The organism is Kitasatospora sp. HPM-01-4 (assembly GCF_051374625.1).
Taxonomy (GTDB): domain Bacteria; phylum Actinomycetota; class Actinomycetes; order Streptomycetales; family Streptomycetaceae; genus Kitasatospora.
Map to the genome: position 1 here is coordinate 7,853,400 of NZ_JBPQGP010000005.1, position 21,365 is coordinate 7,874,764.

The 21,365-nt window shown below is 72.7% G+C and carries 10 protein-coding genes and 2 pseudogenes; 6 read left to right on the forward strand and 6 right to left on the reverse strand.

Annotated features, from left to right (window positions below; translation table 11 throughout):
* Positions 1-8 precede the first annotated feature (8 nt).
* A pseudogene (locus ACSMTC_RS33995) lies at positions 9-587 on the forward strand (DUF308 domain-containing protein); the annotation flags it as partial.
* A 268-nt stretch (positions 588-855) separates the two neighbouring features.
* Here the strand turns inward: ACSMTC_RS33995 and ACSMTC_RS34000 are convergent.
* From ACSMTC_RS34000 to ACSMTC_RS34015, 4 genes are all read right to left on the reverse strand, one after another.
* Positions 856-1,332, reverse strand: coding sequence for a hypothetical protein (locus ACSMTC_RS34000; RefSeq protein WP_436563584.1), 477 nt, complete (start codon positions 1,330-1,332; stop codon positions 856-858).
* Positions 1,333-1,771: 439 nt separating this feature from the next.
* Positions 1,772-2,161, reverse strand: coding sequence for an SsgA family sporulation/cell division regulator (locus ACSMTC_RS34005; protein WP_436563585.1), 390 nt, complete (start codon positions 2,159-2,161; stop codon positions 1,772-1,774).
* Between the two features lie 177 nt (positions 2,162-2,338).
* Positions 2,339-3,199 carry an alpha/beta fold hydrolase gene (locus ACSMTC_RS34010; protein ID WP_436563586.1) on the reverse strand — a complete coding sequence of 287 codons (861 nt, stop codon included), beginning with the start codon at positions 3,197-3,199 and terminating at the stop codon, positions 2,339-2,341.
* A gap of 360 nt (positions 3,200-3,559) precedes the next feature.
* Positions 3,560-3,919 (reverse strand): hypothetical protein, encoded by a 360-nt coding sequence (locus ACSMTC_RS34015; RefSeq protein ID WP_436563587.1) that lies wholly within the window; start codon positions 3,917-3,919, stop codon positions 3,560-3,562.
* Between the two features lie 296 nt (positions 3,920-4,215).
* Here ACSMTC_RS34015 and ACSMTC_RS34020 point away from each other — a divergent pair, with 296 nt between their 5' ends.
* On the forward strand, positions 4,216-4,410 hold the full coding sequence (locus tag ACSMTC_RS34020) for a hypothetical protein (RefSeq protein ID WP_436564891.1): 195 nt from the start codon (positions 4,216-4,218) through the stop codon (positions 4,408-4,410).
* A gap of 483 nt (positions 4,411-4,893) precedes the next feature.
* Here the strand turns inward: ACSMTC_RS34020 and ACSMTC_RS34025 are convergent, their stop codons facing one another.
* Entirely contained in the window at positions 4,894-6,024 is a 1,131-nt protein-coding gene (locus tag ACSMTC_RS34025; protein WP_436563588.1) for a metalloprotease, read from the reverse strand.
* A 647-nt stretch (positions 6,025-6,671) separates the two neighbouring features.
* Here ACSMTC_RS34025 and ACSMTC_RS34030 point away from each other — a divergent pair.
* Positions 6,672-9,065, forward strand: coding sequence for a penicillin acylase family protein (locus ACSMTC_RS34030; RefSeq protein WP_436563589.1), 2,394 nt, complete (start codon positions 6,672-6,674; stop codon positions 9,063-9,065).
* 166 nt (positions 9,066-9,231) lie between these two features.
* On the opposite strand, the pseudogene ACSMTC_RS34035 reads toward ACSMTC_RS34030, so the two are convergent.
* Positions 9,232-9,381 (reverse strand): annotated as a pseudogene (locus ACSMTC_RS34035) (exodeoxyribonuclease III); the annotation flags it as partial.
* 825 nt (positions 9,382-10,206) lie between these two features.
* Between ACSMTC_RS34035 and ACSMTC_RS34040 the strand changes: the two are divergent.
* Genes ACSMTC_RS34040 through ACSMTC_RS34050 form a run of 3 tightly spaced genes read left to right on the forward strand, consistent with a single transcriptional unit; the run spans position 10,207 to position 21,337 of the window.
* Complete coding sequence (locus ACSMTC_RS34040; RefSeq protein ID WP_436563590.1) at positions 10,207-15,048, forward strand: DUF6603 domain-containing protein; 4,842 nt, start codon at positions 10,207-10,209, stop codon at positions 15,046-15,048.
* A gap of 5 nt (positions 15,049-15,053) precedes the next feature.
* Positions 15,054-17,270, forward strand: a complete 2,217-nt coding sequence (locus ACSMTC_RS34045; protein WP_436563591.1) for a hypothetical protein — start codon at positions 15,054-15,056, stop codon at positions 17,268-17,270.
* On the forward strand, positions 17,267-21,337 hold the full coding sequence (locus tag ACSMTC_RS34050; RefSeq protein ID WP_436563592.1) for a hypothetical protein: 4,071 nt from the start codon (positions 17,267-17,269) through the stop codon (positions 21,335-21,337). Before ACSMTC_RS34045 ends, ACSMTC_RS34050 begins: the two co-directional genes overlap by 4 nt.
* Positions 21,338-21,365 lie beyond the last annotated feature (28 nt).

A 21,365-nucleotide genomic window follows, 5' to 3' on the forward strand; every position in this document is an offset into this window, starting at 1 on the left:
CGATCCCCATGAGCATGCGGACAGCGACGCCGTCGAAGGCGACAGCGGACGAACGCTCCTCCCTGCTGAGGCTGTACCTGGGCCGAGGCGTGCTGGCCCTGGCGTGGGCCCTGGCGTTCGCAGGAGCCCACGAGAACGTCGACGCAGTGGCCGTCATACTGCTGGTCGCCTACCCGTTGATCGACGCGGTCTCCTCGCTGATCGACCACCGGGCCCTCGGCGACGGACCCGAGCGCCGGGTCACGGCGTTCAACGGAGTGCTGAGCACCCTCGCGGCCGTCGCGGTCGGCATCGCCGGGGCCGGTGGCGTCGCACCGGTGCTCCATGTGTTCGGCGCCTGGGCCGTCGTCTCCGGGGCGGCCCAGGTGGCCGTCGGACTCCGGCGGCGCGGCCCCGAGCTGGGCAGGCAGTGGCCGATGCTGATCGCGGGTGGCCTGTCATTCATTGTCGGCGTCTTCTACAACATCCAGGCCGCGGGCGACGATCCGTCGCTCGACGTGCTGTCCGTCTACGCCACGGGCGGCGGGGTGTTCTTCATCGTCCAGGCCGGTCTGCTGGGCTGGAAGGCCCGTCAGTCGCGCACCCGGGACCGTCTGAGCGCCGCACCCCTGCGATGCCGTCCCCACCCGTGCCCCATGGCGCGGGCCGGGACCTCGCGTTCCCACGCCTCATGCCCCGGCAGATCCGCCGCGCGGGGCCGGATGTGCCGTCAGGCGACGCGGTAGCGCACCCGAGGGGACAGCACGTCGCGGATGATGCCGGAACCGGCCGATTCGGTGGACTCGCTCCACCGGATCGGCCGGTTCCGGGCCGTGGGACGCGGGACGGCGAGGTGGGCGGGTTCGCCGTCCGAGGTCAGCAGGAGCCCGGGTAGTCGCCCCAGTTCGCGCCGTTGGCGTAGGCGTGCCACGAGCCCGCGCCCTCGGCGCAGTGCTCGATGATCGCCAACGCCTGGAAGGTGTCGGGGGTGAAGTCGTGAATGTAGTCGGCGGGTGAGTCGACGTCCTTGACCGCCGTCGAGTTGTCCGGGCCCCAGTTGATACCGCCGTTCTGGGCATAGATGCCGACGGTGATGACCGCGCCGGAGTGGTCGGCCTGGAACTGGCCGGACCACTGGAAGTGCGCCCAGGCGTAACCGTTGCAGGTGTTGTACTGCTGCTCGACCTCGCCCGCGTACTCGCCGTACGCGGAGACCTTCCCGGGGTTGCCGATGTTGATGATGCCGCAGCTGTCGGGGGTGGCGGCGTGGGCGGTGCCGACGGCGAAGAGGCCGAGGCCGGCGGTCAGGCTGACAGCTGCGGCGGCACTTGCGAGGCGTTTGAGAGTACGCATGGTGGGTTCCCCTCCCGGTCGGGCGTGCCGAGGGGATGGCGCTGCGGCACGTCCCCCGGCATGCGCACTGCAGTGTGCGGCCTACCGTAGCTGACGGCAACTCTCCTGAAAACAACGGGAGTTCACAGCATGCGCCGTGATCTCGCCGAACGGTGCTTCCTCGCGTAGACCTTCCCGTCCAGCCAGCCGGGCCCGAACCGTGCGGCAGTGCCAGTCCGCCCCGACGCTGTCAGGGCTGTTTACCACCTGCCTCGGCACTCCCTGAGACGAACTGCTCTAAGTTTCAGGCGGGTTGCCGCGACAGCCCGGCGGCGCAGCCCTCTCGCCTCACTCGATTCCGTGGCGCCCCGCGGCGCACCCACCCGCTACGAGAGCCGCCAGGAGACACCCTGGGCGCCGGTCGCGCGCGGCACCTCGGGGGCGGCCGTGGGCAGGTGGGCTAGCGGATATCGAGTAGGTCCGCGGTGGTGACGTCCCAGTCGACTCCGGTGAACTCGTGACCCGCGGGGACGAGTTCGTAGGTGTGCGCCAGCCACTCCGCCAGTGGCGGTACGGGCAGTTCGAACAGGGCCGCCATGTCTTTGGAGACCAGCCGGAGCCACACGGTCGCCCGGTCCGCCCGGTTCGACGGCCGGAGCCGGACGTCACCGAGGCCGCTCGTCTCGCGCAGCCCCTGCCGGAGGAGGTCCCGCCCGATCCGCCACAGGACGTGCGGGCCGCCTTCGGCGAGGAGCTCCACGCACACGACCAGGGGGAGTTCCGGATCGAACCGGAACTCCGCCCTGATCGCCTGCCGGGCGGAGACGTCCAGCACGCGCTCGATGTCCAAGGTCAGCTCAGGACGACCGTGCGGTGTCGTCCGGCTTGCCCGTGCACCGGGCCGGTGGTCGCTCAAGACGGGTGGTTCCTTCCCTGTGGCGGAAGCCGGCCCGGCCCGCTTCCGCCATCGCGGCATCGCCGCACACGGATGACTCGACTGCCGAAACGCCACCGGTTGTGGAGTGGGTCAGCGGACGGTGGTGCGGGCGGCTCGCTCGATGACGTCCGCGACGAGGCGGGGGTGGGAGACCGCGACGGAGTGGGAGGCGGCGACCTCGGTGGTGTGGGCGTGTGCGCGGTCGGCCATGAAGCGCTGCACCTCGGCGGGGATGTTGAGGTCGCGGGTGGTGACGATGTCCCAGCTGGGCTTGGTCATCCAGGCGGCGGTGGTGGCCTTCTCCTCCAGGGCGGACTTCGCGATGGGGCGCTGCTCGGCGGCCATGAGCGCGGCCTGGCCGGCGGGGACGTCGGCGGCGAACTGGTGGCGGAACTTGTCCTGCTGGATGTACAGGTCGGTGGCGGTGGTGCCGTCGGGCTGCCGGTAGGTGACGGGGTCCAGGGCGTCGGCCAGGGTGGAGCCCGGGTACTTGGCGGTGAGCTCCAGAGCGGTCTCCCCGGGGGCCGGCAGGTAGGCGGCCACGTAGACGAGGGCCTTGACCTCCGGGTCGTCGGTGGCGGCCTCGCTGATGACGTTGCCGCCGTAGGAGTGGCCGGCGAGGACGATGGGCCCCTTGATGTGGTCGAGGACGGTGCGCAGGGCGGTGGCGTCGGAGGCCGGGCCGCGCAGCGGGTTGGCGGCGGCAACCACGGGGTAGCCGTCGGCGCGCAGTTCGGCGATGACGCCGTTCCAGCTGGAGCCGTCGGCGAAGGCGCCGTGCTCCAGGACGATGGTCGGCTTGGCGCGGCTGCCGACGCCGTCGGCTCCGGCCGCGGTCGCGCCGTCCGCGGTGCCGGTGAGGGTGAACGCGCAGAGCGCGAGACCCGCCGTGAGCGCCGAGACCGTACCCGTCACCAGTCGCCGCCGGCGCCCACCCTTGAAGCTCACCACGACAGAACCCCTCTCAGGAAATTCGGCAATGGGGCGGCCCGACCTCGTCGATATCGTCACCGCCCTGACAGGTGACGAAGGTGGCATGACGGCCCGTCACCTGTCAAGCAGGTGACGATGACGGGGCATGCCGCTGCGGCCCGCGGGGCCTTCCCGGCGGGCGGTCCGGCCGGAGGTGGCGGCTGGGGTGTGCACATATATCCGGAGGGTGGCGCCGCCTGGCCGGGTGTGAGTGCACCGGCGTGTCCGAGTGGCTCCGCCCGCGCTTCCCGCGCGGCCTACGGGAGGAGGGTGGGTCTGCCGCGTTCCGGCCGAGTGGTAGTGCCTCGGCCGGGACGCGGCAGGACACTCACGGTGTCGTCATGCGGGGGTCACTCGGTAGCTCAGTGCCGGCTCCGGAAGGTTGGACTGGGCCAGCGAGCCGGTGGCCCATGGGCCGGCACCGGTGCAGCCGGCTCCGGGGTACAGCAGCACGGACGTGGGGCCGGTGACGACCTGGAACGAGAGGACGGGGGTTGACAGCGTGTGGCAGGTGCCGAGGTCGTCGAGGTCGACCGTGGTCACCGTTCCCGTGCCGTTGGTGCCCGAGTAGAGGTAGGCGCCCTCATGCAAGGGGGGCCAGTCGGCGGCGTTCGCCGCCGTGGTGCCGAGGCCGATCAGGGCCGCGGCCATGGCCGCGACGGTGGCCGCGCTGCGGAGTTTCCTCCTGGGGGTGAACATGCAATCCACCTCTTCGTGTCGTGTGTACGTGTGCCGATGCCGCTGGGGGTAGCGGCATGGTGTACCCGGTCGAATGTGACCGGTAGCAGATCCTTGCATGTTCAACCATGTGTCGGAGAGTGCAGAATCGGTCAAACACATGTGCACGGCTGAGATGTGATGGTGCGGATGCTCGGAGCATGGATGACCGCCGAGTTCGTCACCACCTTGACAGGTGACTTTGGAAGGCGCAGGATGATAGTCGCCTTCGGCGGCAGTGAAGGCGCCATCCACGATCGACGATGCGGAGAATGGCCATGGGCAAGGAACTCGCCGACGATCCCGCCGCCGTGGCGCGGCATGCGCGCTACGGGAGGCTTCCCGAGCGCATCCGCTTCGAGGAGATGACCGAAGAGATGGCGGCCGGTCCGGGAGGCAAGGCGAACGACGCGTACCGCCCCGAAGACTCCTGGAAGTTCTACTCGTGCCTGGCCGTTGACCTGGGTCTGTGACGGGCGTCTGGCCGTGCCGGCGTTCGGCGCGGGTGACGGTGCGCTCGACGCCGCCGACGGCTGATCACAGAGACCCTTCGGACACGCCCTGACCACACAGCAAGGGGTCCGAACGGTGGGCGGCCGTCAGTAGCCCGCCTTGGTCGGCGTCGAATTGCAGCAGTACCCCCGAGCCGGTGACCCGCCACCACCGCTCGCCCGACGCGAACGGATCGCACGGCTCGACCGGCTCGCCGGCCTGTCGCAGCCGGGCAAGGAGCGCGGCCTCGCCGGGGGTTGCCGGCCGGTGCGGGCGAACTCCAGGAGTGTCACCGGTGCTCTCCACGGACGTCGGCGGGCCGTCCGCACCGGTGCGGTGCGGACGGCCCAAGGTACCAGCGGATGTCAGCGGATCAGGGCGTCAGCGCGGACACCAGGTTCCGCAGCCCGGGGACCTGCTGGCTGTTCGGGAAGTTCTGCTCCAGGTAGATGGCCGCACGGTTCTCAGTAGTTGATGGTGTGGTCGGCCAGATAGGTGAGCGCGCTTCCGTCAGTGGGAAGCGGAGGGTTGGCAGTCGGCCGATCGGTCTTGAAGTAGTCCGCGAAGGTGGACGGGGTGTGGGAGGTCAGCAGGGAGACGGTGCCGCCCCATCCGTTGTCGACGTGGTTCCACAGGTCCAGAAGCGCCCCGTCCACATTGCCCTGGACCTGGTCTCCGTTGTCCCAGCCCGTGGTGTGGGTGAAGTCCTCGCTGCCGCCACCGGGCCAGACGTAGCGGTGGTCGCCCAGCAGGTAGGCGGCGGTGGAGTCGGCGAAGGCTTCGACCCATGAGCAGGTGCCGGAGCTGACGCGGTCGACGTAGTGCGGACTGCAGTCGGTGACGTTCGGCCACCAGCCGTTGTACAGGCGCTGCATGAAGAAGTGGCCGGACTCGTGGAGGACGGTGTGCTCGGAGTCGGGGTCGGTGGCGGAAAGGTGGACGGTGTTGGCGAGGTCGTAGTACGGCCCGTCGGTCGAACCGCTGGTCCACCGGATGTTGAGCTCGGTGCAGGCGTTGCCGTTGGTCTCGTGGGACGACCAGCAGATGCTGGCGGGGTTGTCGCGCTTCCACCAGAGGAGGTTGACGGTGTCGAAGGCGTGCCAGGCCCGGGCGGTGTCGCTGGAGGGCTTGAGGGTACCGAGGGAAGTGCTGCCGGAGATGTTGTGCTGGACGGGCGAGTCCAGGGTGTAGGTAGTGCCGTTGTTGTCGCTGACCCTCCACAGTCTGGTGCTCTCGGCGTTGAACCGCACCCACATACTGCTCATCGAGGTGGTGGAGGTGGGTGTGTAGCAGAGGTTGAAGCCGCCGTCGCCGGGATTCGTGTACTGGTAGTCGGCGGTGAGTTGACGCGGGGTGTCGGTCGGCTTCTCGCTGCCCCACAGCTGGACGTTCGCGGCGCGGACCGGTTTGGTCAGCACCGGCTTGGCCGGGCCGGCTTCGGCTGACTGGTAGTCGTACTGGAGCCTGCCGCTCAGGCAGACGGGGGCCGCGGCCGCCGCCGCTCCGGTGGCCGTCAGCGGGACGGTCGCCGTGGCGGTGAGGAGGGCGGTGCCGAGGACGGCGAAGCCGCGCGGCAGGCGTATTCCGATGTTCATGCATTTCCTCTCGTGGGGACGTGCCCGGACCGCTTCACGCGGACAGTCGACACTTCCGCCCGAGATCATCCCAGGCCAGGCGGCCGACGTGACAAGGCCGGGGGGCTTCGGCCTACTCGGGTGGAACGCCCGGGCAAGGCCTGGGCACCACCAGCCAACTACTTTGCACACGAGGACCCTGATGCTCCTTCAGTGGAGTGTCAGGGTCGGCTGGGGGTAGTCCCTGATGGGCTGACCGACCTGGCGCGAGGAGACTGATCCCGTGGCGCCCGGGCTGCGGCCAGGGGGTCCCCCGGCCGACTGGGGGAGAGCTACCCGCGCCTGAACGCCTGTCACCGTTTCGAGCTCCGCCGAAGCCCGCCGTGCACAGCAGCGCTCAATCTCCGTGTGCCGGGCTTGCCGCGACAGGGATCCGGCCTGCCAGACGTGTTCGCGTCGCAGATCGAACCCGCGTCGACCGTCCGCAACGTGCTCGCACCCGCCACCGTTTGAGGAGCGGATTCGTGAGAAGCATCAGACCACCGTCAGACAAGTCATTCCTCCGTTCTGTGCTCCGCCTGCCGTCCCGGTCTCTGCGGGCCGGCCGTCGTCACCGGACCCGAGGGCCGAGGCGCCGACTCCGGTTGCCGGCAGTCATGCTGGGCCTGGTGGCGTGGATACCGCCGACCGGTGCGACAGCCGCCACCGGTCCGCGGTACCAGGCGACGATCGTGCGGACCGCCTACGGCATCCCGCACATCACGGCGGACGACTACGGCTCCCTCGGCTACGGCTACGGGTACGCGTTCGCCAGTGACGACCTGTGCACCATGGCGGACGACTACGTGACCGTCGAGGCGCAGCGTTCGCGCTACTTCGGCCCTGACGGGACGTACCAGCAGGTCGGTCCGGCCGGGGTGGACAACCTCGACAGCGACCTGTACTGGAAGTCCGTCGCCGACTCGGGTGCGGTGGCGCGGATGCTCTCCGTGCGCTCCGGCCCGAGCGCGGTCCTGCCGCAGGTCAAGCAGATGATGGCCGGGTACGTGGCGGGCTACGACGGCTACCTGGCCTCGGTCGGCGGCGCGCGCGGCGTGCCCGATCCGACGTGCCGCGGCAAGGCCTGGGTCAAGCCGATCACGCTGACCGACGCGTATCTGCGGTTGTACCAGCTCGTCGACATCGAGGGCATCGCGGGTGACCCGGGCTCCTGGACCGGGGCGCAGCCGCCGGCGGTGGCGGCGACCGCATCCGTGGGCCCGGGCGACCCGGCGCGCGTGAGCCGGCCGGACGTCGCGCGCCTTGCCGACGCGCTTGCCTCCGACCGTCCCGGCGCGCCCGGCAGCAACGCGCTGGCGATCGGCTCCGCGGGCACGCGGGACGGCGGCCCCGGTATCCTGCTCGGCAATCCGCACCTGCCCTGGGCGGGCGCCGAGCGCACCTACGAGGTTCAGCTGACCGTCCCGGGCCGGATGAACGTGGAGGGCGCCACGCTCTTCGGAGAGCCGTTGGTGGCCGTGGGCTTCAACGGGTCGGTCGCCTGGAGCCACACCGACACCCCCTCGTTCCCGATGTCGCTCTACCAGCTCACGCTCGTGCCCGGACACCCGACGCAGTACATGTACGACGGCCACGCGGTGCCGATGACCGAGCAGACCTCCACGGTGCTCGAGACGGGCGCCTCGGGCCGGCTCCGACCGGTCAGCCGCACCCTGTGGACGACCCGCTGGGGACCGGTGATCCGGCAGCTGCAGGGTGTCCCGCTGCCCTGGACCGCCGAGTCCGCCTTCGTGCTCGCGGACGCGGGCGCCGCCGACTCACGCTTCCTCAATGACGTGTTCGCCACCGACGAGGCCACCGACACCGCACAGATCCTGGCGGGCCAGGAGAAGTACGAGGGCATGCCGTGGGTCGACACGATCGCGGCCGACGCACAGGGCCACGCCCTCTACAGCGACCTCGGCAACTTCCCGGACGTGACCGACGTGCTCGCCGAACGCTGCGACACCCCGCTGGGCGCCGAACTGTTCGCCAGGGCCGGTATGCCGATCCTGGACGGCTCCGACAGCTCGTGCGGATGGGGCACCGACGCCGACTCCGTCGTGCCCGGGATCTTCGGCGCGAAGGAGGAGCCGAAACTCAGCCGCTCGGACTACGTCGAGAACTCGAACATGAGCTACTGGCTCACCAACGCGAGCGCCCCGATGACCGGCTACCCGCGGTTCCTCGGCCTGACCGACGTCCCCGCGAGCCTGCGCACCCGCAGCGCGCTCACCATGGTCACCGGGCGGCTGGCCGGTACCGACGGGCTCGGCCCGGCCGGCTTCACCCTGCGGGACGTGCAGAACCTGATGTACTCCGACATCCAGTACGGTGCCACGCTGGTCAAGCCGCAGCTCGTCGCGCTCTGCGACGCACTGCCCCACGGCACGGCCCCGACCAGCGGCGGCGGCGAGATCGCCGTGGACGACGCGTGCGGCGTGCTGGCCTCCTGGAACGACCGCGAGGATGCCGACTCGCGCGGCGACGTGCTGTTCCGCGACTTCTGGGAGCGCGCCCTCGACCTGCCCGAGGGTCCGTGGTCCACGCCGTTCGACGCCAACGAGCCGCTCACCACGCCCAGCGGGCTCAACACGGGCGACAAGGCCGTCGCCCAGGCCCTCGGTGACGCGCTCAGCGACCTGAAGACCGCAGGCGTCCCGTACGACGCCACGCTCGGCAGCCTGCAGTACGTCGTGCGCGACGGCGTGCACATCCCGATCGACGGCGGCCCGGGCGACCCGGACGGCGAGTTCAACGCGATCTACCAGAACGTGCTGACCCAGCCCGGCGCGGCCCCTTCCATAGGCAGCAGCTACATCCAGGCTGTCACCTGGAGCAAGGGCGGCTCCTGCCCCGTGGCGCGCACGATGCTGACGTACTCGCTGTCCGACGACCCCACCTCGCCGCACTACGCCGACCAGACCAGGCTCTTCGCACAGCAGGGCTGGGTCGACGCGGCCTACTGCGCCGCGGACGTGCTCACCCAGGCCCAGTCGGTCCAGGTCGTCTCCGGGTACTGAGGGACAAGTGCGACGGGGGAGGCCGGCATCGGCCGGGCCGCCCCGGGCAGCTGTCGGCCCGCTCGGGCCTGCTCTATCGAATGCGTCTTCGTCGGCGGAAGTTGTGTGACCGCGCGGGCAACCGGTCTGCCCGCGCGGCACTCAACTTCCGCCATTGACAGGTGAGTTACGCGAGATCGAACACCGCGGTCACGGGCGCGTGGTCGGACCAGCGCTCCGCGTGGGTGGCCGCGCGCTCGATGCGGGCGGTGGCGGCCTGCTCGGCGAGGCCGGGGGTGGCCATCAGGTAGTCGATCCGCCATGCCGCATCGTTGTCGATCTGCCACTGTTGGGCGCTCTTCGACGGTCGCTCATGTCCGTCGGTGGGCTTCGGCGGCCATGCTGAGCCGAACTACCCGGCCGTGGGCGTGCCGCCGGGACCACCGCTGCCGCGGTGGAGGACAGGCGGGATGCGGTCGACGTCGGCCCGAGTCGGCCGACGTCGGCCGCCAGTGCGCCCAGTGTCCACTCGGGCGGGCTTGCCTCGTGTGCCGCGGCCAGGTCCCCGCTCGTCTGGACGGTCGGCCGCCCGAGTCGCCCCAGCATGGCTTTTGCGCCCACTGCTTGAGGAATCCAGCAGTAGAGGATGCCGTACCGGTCGGATTTGGTTTCCCGGTGCTGGACGGCGTCGGTGGGCACCGGTCGCAGGTGGGGCGAGGTGGTCGTAGAGGTCGTGGGGCATCGCGTGCCGGAGGTCGGCCACGACCAGGCCGGTGATGTCGTTAGCAGAGGACTTCGAAGAGGGGTCGCATTCCGGCCAGATGCGCACGGATTGTGTCGGCAGTGAAGCGCACTGTTATGGATCGGGAGCGACTGCCACCCAGCTCGCTGGCCGCTTGCGAGGTTGACGCGATTTGTCTCCGTGTGGTGCCCACATCGAGTGCGGCCGTGCTCTCATCTGGTCTGGTTTGTCTGTGCTCCGGGTCCAGGCCCGACACCTGCGTGCGCTCCGGCGGCCGTCAGTCCACGCTCGGACGGGCTGGCGGGCGGACCGGTCGCGTCGAGGTCCGGCCGGCCTGGTGCTCCGCGGTCGAACCCCCGTGCCGGGTCGGTGTTTCGGTGCGGTCCGTGCCACCTGCAACGGCAGCAAGGGGGATGTCCCATGGCAAGGTCAGTCCAGGAGCTCGTCGACAGTTTCCCGCCCGTCGGCCAGGACTTCACGCTCTCGGCGGAGCACTGGGAACTCCCCGAGTTGTACGCCCTGGTGGGCACGGCGGGCAAGGAGCTGGTGCTGCGCACCACTGAGGTCGCGGCCGAGCGGCTCAGGGTGGTCGGCCGGGCCGCGCTGCTCGGGGGTGCCCGGACGGTGGAGGTGGCCCTGGACTTCGCCGCGGACGCCCAGCGCGAGCTGGTGGTCGGGCTGACGGCCCGGGTCGACGGGCTGGCGCTGGCGCTGGTGGAACTGGCGGCGGCCTGGGAGGTGTCGCTCGGCGAGGCCCCGGGGGCGTTCCTCGGTGAACTCGCCCGCCTGTCCGCCCACTACGACCTGGTCGGCGGCGCGGTGGCGGTGACCGCGGAGACGGACCAGCTCCGGGTCGCGTTCGCCGCGCCCGGGGCCGGGGGCCCGCTGACGGCGCTGGTCGGGCTCAAGGGCACGGAGGCCCACCTGTCCGCGCTGCCGTACGTCGGCGAGCTGATCCCGGACGGCGAGTCGATCGGCGTGCGCACGGTCGAACTGGCCGCGCTGGGCCCCGGAGGCCTGACGGCAGACCAGTGCGTGGCCGTCAACACCGCCGTCGCCGCCGCCCTGCCGGGAGAGTCGGACTGGCCGCTGCTGCCGGAAGCCGAGTTGGCGGGCGGGCTGTGGGTGGGTGCCAGCGCGGTGCTGCCCGGTGACGACACCCGGGTGTGGCTGGTCCGGCTCGGCGTGCCGGACCTCTCATGGCTGCCCGGGTTCCCGTCGATCCGGCTGGGCCGGTTCACCCTCTCGGGCTTCGGCCTCTCCTCCTCCGGAGGCGGTGGCGGGAGCGGCACCGGCCTGAACATGGCCTTCGGCCTCTCCGTCGACCTCGGCCGGCTGACGGTGACGCTGCCCGAGGCGGGCTTCGCCTTCGACCTCCCGGGCGTCGGCGCCTGGAGCGTCGTCCCCCGGCTGCCCGCCCAGTCCTTCGCCGTCCCGGACCTGCCCGCTCTGCCCGCTCTGCGCTTCGAGACGATCGACGGCTCCGACGGCCAGTCCTGGCCGGGCTTCCCCGGCTTCGCCGCCCCCGGCCTGCCGACCGGCTGGTGCGACCGGCCCGGCCTCGGGGTGCTGGACCTGGTCCGGCTGCTCGGCATCGAACTGCCCGCCCTGCCCAGCTGGTTCGACCCCGCCCTGACCGGGCTCGGCCTGCGTCTGGACCTCCGCACCGGGGACTTCGCGCTCACCGCCGACACCGAGCGGCTCCGCCTGGTCCTGGGCTCGCTGCCCGCCGGGCCCGACTGGTCGCTCCGGGGCACCGTGGCGCTGCTGGGCGTCAAGGGACTGCGCGCGGTGCTGTCCGAACTTCCCTTCATCGGCGGCCTGTTGGGGAACATCGACGACTTCCTGCTGGACGGCTTGTCGCTCAGCGCGATCGGCACCGGTCTCGGCCTGGACGCGGGCGGACGGCTGAACGGCTGGCTCACCTCGCTGGGCGCCCTGACCGGTTCCTGGTGGCCCACCCTCGCTGTCCCCTCCGGCGGCGGCAGCGGCGGCGGGGGCGGCTGGCGTCCCGGCCTGTCCCTGGACATCGACTGGCGGCTTCCTGGTCCGGGCTCGGCGGGCTGGGGCATCCCCTGGCCGCCGCCCGTCACCCCGCCGGACCTGTCCTGGCTGCCCGACCTCCCCACACTCTCCCTCGGCCCGCTGCACGTCAGCGGCATCGGACTGTCCTGGCCCGCCGTGAATGACGAGGAGTGGACCGGCGGCACCGACTGGGTGCTGAGGCTGGTCCTGGACGCCACCTTCGACCTCGGCGGCGGCTTCACGCTCGGCCTGCCGGGCCTGGGCTTCGACCTGGACCTCAAGGCTTTCACCGTCCGCCCCCGCTTCCCCGTGATGTCCCTGCACCTGCCCGGTGGGGTGACCATGGACTTCACCGTCCCCACCGCCGCCCCGCCGTGGCCGGTCGCGGTCACCGCGCACTGGGAGGACGAGGAGGGCGTCCCGGCGACCGAACTGGCCCGCTTCCTGGGCATCGACGTGGCCGACGACGCGATCCCCGAGATGCTGCTGCCCCGGCTGTACGCGGTCGGCCTGCACTACGACTTCTCGACCTACCTGCTGGTCGTCACCGCGGCCACCGAGCATTTCGGCTGGGCGATGGCGACCGTCCCGGCCAACACCCCGCAGCGCCGCAACCTGCTGGCCGTCCGGGCGGCCGTCGAGGCGAAGGCCTCCGATCTGCCGGTGATCGTCGAGCCGACCTCCCCCGACCGGGACATCACGCTGGCCGGCATCCACCTGGTCTACGCCGAACAGCCGTTCAGCGCCGCCGACATCACCAAGCTGAACGCCATCCTCACCGAACTGAACACCCACGCGGGCGGCCGGCTCCCGGTCGTCCTCGCCGGCGACCTGGACAAGGGCGTCCTGCTGTGGGCGGTGCTGACCCTGGGCACCACCGCCGGGATCACCCTCACCTACCCGGACCGCGAGATCATCCCCGCGGCCGACACCCCCGAGGGCGGTGCCCTCGCCGGGGGCCCGCCGGGCGCCAACACCGACCTGCTCGGCTGGGCGATCGGCGCCGCACGCTTCAGCGGCGCCCGGCTCAGCTTCGGGTTCGGTCTGCTCTACCTCGCCCTCGACGCGACCTTCGCTCTCGGCCCGCTGGAGTTCCAGCTGATCGGCCTGGGCATCGGTATCGACAAGAACTTCCAGGCCCGCCCGATGCTGGAGGGCGCTGCCGTCGCGTTCAGCACCCCCGGCCCGCCGAAGCTGGAGCTCTCCGGGTCGCTGGCCCGGCTCGACCTGGGCTCCGGCTTCGAGCTGGCCCTGGCCGGCCACGGCCGGATCGAGATCCCGAACCTGTTCACCCTCACCGTCGCGGGCAGCTGGTCGCGCAGCCGGGAGGGCTGGACCTCGCTGTTCGCGTACGCCGAACTGGTCGCCGGCCACAACCAGCAGCACGGCATCTTCGCCATCGGCCCGGTCACCGTGACCGGCCTGGCGCTGGGCTTCGGCATCAACAGCACGGTGCGCACCCCCACCATCGCCGACGTCGGCACCTTCCCGCTGATCAAGCGGTTGGGCGCCCGCTCCACCGGGGGCGGCGAGCCGGACAAGCTGACGCCGGCCCAGGCCCTCGGCGAACTCGCCGGCCCCGGCGGGTGGGTGACCCCCGCCCAGGGCCGGTACTGGGTGGCCGGCGGCGCGCAGTTCACCGTGTACAAGTTCATCGCCGCCCGGGCGCTGGTCCTGGTCGAGTGGGGCCAGGGCGGCTGGAAGGCGCTGCTGACCGGCACCACCACGCTGGCGCTGCCGCCGACCGTGCCGTCCGAGGACAGCAGCGAGGCCTTCACCGCGCCTGCCACCGAACCGAGCGCCGACCCCACCGCCGCGCCCCGACTGGCGATCATCGGCAGCATCGGCCAAGTCATCGTTGACTACGTCTTCGTCTTCGATTCGGCCCTGGGCCGTTTCTCGATGGACGCCGTGCTGGCCGACGGCTCGTACATCATCGACAAGGCGGCCAAGCTCACCGGCGGGATCTCGCTGTACGTATGGGGCAGGAGCCTGCCCGAACAGGGCGTCGACAAGGGCTTCGTGCTCTCCGCCGGTGGCTACCACCCGCAGTTCCCCGCCCCCCGGCACTACCCGCAGCCACCGCGCATCGGCTGGCTCTGGGAACGCGGGCCGATCACCATGAAGGCCCACGCGTACGCCGCGCTCACCGACGGCGCGTTCATGATCGGCGGGGCCTTCGCCGCCGTCTACGACGGCAAGCACGGCGTCCGGGTCCAGGCCTGGTTCACCGCGTACCTGGACGCGCTGGTGCAGTGGAAGCCCTTCTACGCCGACCTGGCGCTGGGCCTGAGCATCGGTGTCGCCGCCAGCGTCAAGGTCGCTTTCGTCCGCATCCGGGTGTCCCTGGAGGTCGGGGTCGACCTCCAGCTGTGGCTGCCCCCGATCGGCGGCCGGGCCCGGGTCAAGGTCTGGTTCGTCTCCTTCACCCTCGGCTTCGGCGCCGACCGCAAGGGGCCGCCGCCGATCCCCTGGGAGCAGTTCCGGATCCAGATCCCCGCCCCCCAGCGCACCGCCCTCAAGCAGGGCTGTGCACTGCCCGACGTCACCACCGGCGAGTCCGAGGCCCGCGCCGCCCGCCGGGCGCCCGCCCTGGTGCGCATCGACGGTTTCGCCGTCACGGTGGAGTCCGCGCTGCCCGCCTCCAGGATCACCGTCAACGGCGACACCCTCGCCGCCACCGGCGCCGGCTCGATCGACATCCGCCCGATGGGCCTGACCGGCGTGGTGTCCGAGCAGCACGTACGGATCACCGGCCCGGACGGACGGGAGTTCGCGTGGGCGGACGCCGACTGGACGATCACCCCCGTCCGGCAGGGCATGCCCCAGGCCCTGTGGGGCCGCCCGCTCGGCAAGCCCGGTGACGCCCTGACCCAGCCCGGCCTGGTGCCGGACTGCCTCACCGGGCTGGAGATCACCGCTCCCGCGCCCGGACGCGGCGGCTCGGTGGGCCCGGTCAGCGCCGCCGCCCTGGACGTCGAGGAGGTGCTGCCGCGCGGCGCCACCCCGCTGCGCGACACCGCCGTGGCGGGCCGCCCGCCCGTCACCGAGCCGGGCAGCATCGACGTCATCACCGACACCCTGACCGCCACCGCGCCCGCCCGCACCGCCGTGCACCGGGCCCTGGCCGCGCTCGGCGCCGCCGCCGGCAGCGACGGGCCGCTCACCCGCTACGCCACCCTGGCGGGCCGCACCCTGACCGATGCCCCCCTGCTCACCGACACCGGCGCGAGGTGACCCGCATGCCCAGCACTCCCGACCTTGACGTGACCTTCTACGACCGGATGCAGCCGTCCGCCACCGCGGGCGTCTACACGATCGAGGTCACCCACCGGCTGGCCAAGGACGGCCGGGAGGTCGACGCCGAGGCTCCGCTGCCCACCGTCACCGACGAGTACGAGATCCGCGCGGCCCAGTTCGTGCTGGACCCGGCCACCGTGCACGCGACCTATCCGCCCACCGGTGCCACCGGGCGGTACGGCAGCACCCTGCCGCACATCACCCTGTCCCGCCCCGTGCTGCCGTGGGAGCGGAAGCTCCAGGGCGTGCTGGCCGACGCCCAGGCGCCCTGGCTGGCGCTGCTGGTGTTCGCCGCGGGCGAGGTCGAGGACGACCCGCAGGCCCGCGGCGAGGGCACCTGGCGCCCCGTCGCGGAGCTGGTCGACCCCGGCCGGGGCGGCGTCGTCCTCGGCCCGGCCCTGTCCGGCGCGCCCGACCCCGCGGCCGAGTGCCGCACCATCGACGTGCCCGCCGGGGTGTTCACCGCCGTCGTCCCGCGCGAGGACGAACTGATCCACCTCGCCCACCTGCGCGACGTCCGGACGGCCCCGCGGCGCGCCGCCGACGGCGAGGTGCTCACCGAGGGCGAGTACGCCGTGATCGCCGCCAACCGCTTCCCCCGCGCGCCCGGCGACTACGCCGTCCACCTGGTCTCACTGGAGGGCTGGCTCGGCCGCCTCGGGCCCGGCACCCTGCCGGGCGGCACCCGGACGGTCCGGCTGTGCAGCCTGTGGTCCTGGCACTTCGCCAACGACCCGGACGGCTCGCTCAACCCCGCCGTCCTGCTGCGCGACCTCACCGCCCCCGGCCACGACGACCCGGAACGGCTCGCCCTCCGGCTGACCCCCACGCCCGCGACCGGGACGGCCGACGCCGCCGAGGAGCACGCCCGGCAGCGGCTGCACCACGGCTACACCGCCGTCGCCTACCGCCCGCCGTCCGGCGAGAGCACCTTCGCCTGGTACCGCGGCCCGTTCACCCCGCTCACCGCACCGCCGCTGCCCGCACCCGCCGTCGAGGGCCCGCACACCACCGCCGACCACGCGCTGATCTACGACCCGGCCAACGGCCTGTTCGACGTCGGATACGCCGCCGCCTGGACGCTCGGCCGCACCATCGCCCTCGCCGACCCCGACTACACCGGCGAGGTCACCGAGGCCCGCCGCGAACTCGCCAACCGGGCCGCCGTGTTGACCGCGCTCGGCGCCGACCCGGCCCGCGCCCGGCACGAACCCGACGCCCTGCCCGCCCGCGCGGCCCTCGACCGCCTCGCCGCAGCCGGCCTCGGCACCCGCCTGACCCGCGCCGTGCGCGAGCGGACCATCCCCGGCCCGCCCCCGGTGCCCGCCGCGCGCACCGCCCAGGCCGACACCGCCACGCTCCTCGCCGAACCGCGCGCCCTCGCCTCGCTGACCGCCGCCGTCGCCGCCCGCACCCCCACCCTGCCCAGCTGGCTCGACCACCTCGCCCTGCTGCGCGGCGTGCCCTTCCAGCACCTCGTCCCCGACCCCCGGATGCTGCCGCCGGAGAGCCTGCGCGCCTTCCGGATCGACCCGGCCTGGATCGAGGCCCTCGTCGCCGGAGCCACCGACGTCGGCGCCCTCACCTCCACCGACCAAGAGCTCGACACCGTCCTGCGCGGCCACCTCGCCACCCGCAGCGGAACGCCGAAGCCCGCCGCCGGCCTGCTGATCCGCTCCGAACTCGTCCGCGCCTGGCCGGTGTTCGAGCTCACCGCGACCCACGGCACCGACCGGCGGCCCGCCGCCGAACTGCGCCGGGACCACCTCGCCCCCGACGTCCTCCTGGTGCTCTGGGACGCGGTACCCGACAACCTGACCATCCGCGAGCCCGGCCAGGGACTGCACTTCGGCATCGACGACCGGGCACGGATCAGCCTGCGCCACCCCGACGGGCCCGAGGTCGGCTGGCCGAGCGACCGCACCTTTCCCGCCCCGGCCGACCCGGACGTGTTCCAGGCCCACCTCCGCCCCCGGACCGGCACCGCGCTCCCCGACGTCCTGCGGCTGCACGACGAGGACGGCCCCGGCCTGGTCCCCGCCCTGCGGGCCTTCCTTGACCTGCCCGAACTCACCCCCGGCCAGCTCGCCCTGCAACTCGTCAACGCCCCGCTGGAGCACCGGCTGCTCCCCGACCCCACCGCCGAGGAGCAGGCATGAGCGACACCGACCTGATCGTCCCCGTCAAGGTCCACGCCCTGCTGGCCAACCACACCGTCCGCTCCCTGCACCCGTTCTGGCGCACCGAACCGAGCTTCGGCTACATGCTCGGCGACCTCGCCGACCTCGCCGACGAGATCGGCCGCGGCGCCGCCGAACCCGCCCCGTTCGACAACGGCAAGCGGGTCGACCTCGACGACAGCTTCGAGGGCGTCCACGTCCAGTGGGAGCTGCCCGAGGCACTCACCGAAGGCCGGATCGACGACGCGACCGGCGAGACCCGCTACCCGCTGGTCCCCAACCGTTGGCTGGTCGTGCGCTACGCCACGCTGCGCGGCGCCACCACCGCCGTCGGCTGGGTCGTGCACAGCGACTACCTGGCCTCCGACGACGACGGCGCCTCCTGGGACGGCGAGAGCGCCATCCACGAGTTCATCGACCCCCGGGCCGAGCGCCCGGAGACCGACTGGATCGGCCGCTCCCACTCCCTCGCCGACGGCCCCTGGCAGGAACCGGCGGCCCGCCGGCTGTTCCTAACCGCGGTCGGCGCGGGGATCCCGGCCTTCGCCGCGATGGAGTCGTACCACGAGAACGTCTTCTCGCTGCACGACACCCTCGCCGACCTCAAGGACCGCACCGACGACTACCCGCCCGACGCCCAGCTGAGCTACCTGGTCACCGGCTGGTACAGCGACCCCGCGTCCGACCTGCTGCGCACCGCGCCCGCGATCCCCGGCCTGCTCCCGCCCGACCACGACGGCAGCCTCGCCGGCCTGCTCACCGGCCTCGGCTGGCAGGTCGACGGCGACACCGGCCGGGTGGACCGCACCGTGTACGCCGGCACCGCCCTCGGCCTCGACTGGCGGCGCGAGGGCGCCGCCCCCGACGACGACCGCCCCGACCCCAACAAGGTGAAGATCGCCTTCGGGCACAGCACCGGCGAGGTCGCCGAGCTGCTGATCGCCCGGCAGACCGTCTCCGCCGAGGACGGCCGGCTGTTCGGCGCCCTGTTCCACGGCACCCTCGACACCTTCGACGGCCCCGACGGCGACCGCGACCTCGACGAGATCACCCACACCAGCTGGTTCGCCGGCCGCGACGGCGGCGCCACCTGGCAGATCGTCCCCCGCACCGGCGACGAGCCGACCGGCGGCGACGACGTCAAACGGCGCGCCGCCCGCACCCCCGGCTGGCTCGACCGGCTGAACGCCGACCAGGTCGCGTACGACCGCACGCTGCGCGACCTGAGCGCCGCCCAGTGGCGGGTCTGGAGCCTGCACTGGCTGAGCAACCTGCCCGAATTCGACCGGCCGAAAGACCTGCCGGCCGACTTCGACACCGACTGCGCCCGGCTCCTCGACCCGGCCCGGCCCGGGCCGGCCAAGGACGCCGCCGACGGCCTCACCGCGCTCGCCGCCCTGCGCGCCCGGATGCCGCAGCCGCCCGAGGACGACGCCGACCCCCAGGAAGCCATCGACGCCTGGGCCACCGCCCAAGGCCTCGACGAGGACCTCCGGCTCCAGCGCGTCCCCGCCGACGCCTTCCACACCCCCGCCGACCCCGTCCTGCTCATCGAGGGCACCGGCGGCGGCACCGTCCCGCTCACCCGCGACGCCGACAACCCCTTGCCCTGCCGACTGCCCTCGAACCTGCTCCGCGAAGCCCTGATCGGCGGCAGCTGGGTGCCGGCCCCCGACAACCCGCCCACCCCTCCCGCCCCGCCCACCGCACAACTCCCCCTCCTGCCCGCGCTGCTGCGCGAGTTCGCCCTCCTCGACCTCGCCGCCCGCACCCCCGAAGGCACCGGCACCGCCCTGCACGCCATCACCGCCGATCCCGAGGCCACCGCCCGCGGACCGCTCGCCGAGTACACCGCGCCCTGGCGCCAGCCCTGGCTGCCGATGACCCTGATGTGGACGGCCAACTACTTCCCGCTGCCCTACCGCACCGGCGACCGCGCCAACTGGACCTTCGGCCCGCCCGCCCCCAACAGCGGCCTCACGTCCTACAGCTACACCTGGGACGGCACCGGCGCGCCGCCCGCCGACTTCGAGTCCGAGGGCGACCTCCTCAACCGCGAGTACCGCTCCCGCTCCTACCTCGCGCCCACCACCGTCCACGTCCTGCGCGCCCAACTCGCCCGCTACCGCGACAGCCACCCCAGCGCCGACCGGGCGGCCCTCGACACCCTGCGCGAGGACCTCGAAGACCTCGACGTGCTCTCCCAGACCCTCACCGGCCTCAACGACTGGCTGCTCCAGCTCGACGGCGGCGCCCAAGTACCCACCGAGGAGGCCGTCGCCCCGCTCACCGGCCCGCAGAACCACGTCCCCGACCCCGCCACCGCGCCCGGCCTGCGCCGCTTCCAGCCCGTCCGCGCCGGGCAGCTGTTCCTCACCAAGCTGCGCATCGTCGACCGGTTCGGCCGCTGCCTGGACCTGGTCACCGACGGGGAGGGCGGCAACTGCTACAAGCAGGAGCCGCTGCGCACCGCCTCCGTGACGCCGAACCGCCCGCTCTACACCGACCCCCAACTCATCAACCCCGAACGGTTCGTCCAACTGCCGCCGCGCCTGCTGCACGACACCCGGCTGGCCATCACCCACCGCCCCACCGGCGCCGCCGCCGAAGCCGGGCAGACCGACGGCCTGGCCGGCTGGCTGCTCGTCAACCACCTCGACCAGTCGCTGGCCGTGTACGCGCCGGACGGCGCCGGGCTCGGCGAACTGCGCGCCGTCGGCAGCCCCGCCGACCGCCAGACCGACTACGCGCCGCTCCCGCACTCGCCCTACACCGACGAGACCGACCAGCGCCTGGCCGACGACCACCCCGAGGTCCACGCCTTCCTCACCGCCCTGCTAGCCCACCCCGTCGACGCCTTCGAGGCCCTGGTGGCCACCGTCGACCGCAGCCTGCGCACCCAGGTCGCCACCGACAGCCAGGACGACGACCTGCCCGCCGTCCTGATCGGCCGTCCGGTCGCCCTCGTCCACGCCACCCTCGACCTCGAACTCCACAGCGCCCGCCCCACCGACCCCTCCTGGGCCACCGCCCTCGACGCCTCCGCCGACGACGCGGCCCCTACCGGCCCCGAGGACACCTGGGCCATCCGGCTGGGAGACCCGTACGACCTCGACGACGGCCTGATCGGCTACTTCCGTGCCCCCGAGCCCGGCGCCGCCGTCGACTACCAGCTCCTGCACGCCCTCACCCCGGTCGGCGGAAGCGACTACCTGACCCCGACCACCAACGGCGCCGACCTCGCCCTCCCGGCCCGAACCCCGCGCCACGCCCGCACCCGCCGGGTCACCCTGCTCGCCCACCCGCACCTGCCGGTGCACGCCACCACCGACATCCTGCCCGTGCACACCGTGCGCCTCGACCCCGACCGGGTGCACCGCAGCCTCGCCGCGCTGCGCGCCTCCTTCCGGCTCAACCCCCTGCTCGCCACCGCCCGTTCGCAGCGCGAGCTGAGCACCACCATGCGTCCCGACCCCGAGTACCCGCTCGGCCACCTCACCGCAGGCGAGGGCGGCGAGTTCCGCAGCCTGGGCGCACCGGCGATCGGCTCCACCCTCACCCTCGACCTCGGGGCCGTGCACCAGCTCACCGGCTACTCCCTGCGCACCGGCACGGCCGACGGCGGCAACCGCCCCGGCACGCCCGTCCTGGAGTCCTCCACCACGGGCGCCGAGGGCGACTGGCAGGCCCGCGCCTTCGACCCGGCCCGGCCCGACAACGACTACGTGCTGGCCACCCCGGTCGCCGCCCGCTACCTCCGGCTGCGGCTGACGACCCCCGCCACCGGCTTCTTCGCGCTGCGCGGCTTCGACACCACCTGCGCCCCCGACGACGCCGCCCTCGTCCTGCCGCCGCTCTCCGCCCGCTACGGCACCTGGACCTGGGCGCAACCGCAGGCCACCGCCACCGAGCAACTTGACTGGGACGAACGCCCGTTGATCCCCGCCGACCAGCTCAGCCACCCCGACGACCCGGCCCCGACCGCCCGCGCGGGCTACCTGCAACTGGCCCCGGCCGCCCTGCGCGACGACCGGCCGCAGCCGTGACCGCCCACCTTCGACGACCGACGACCGG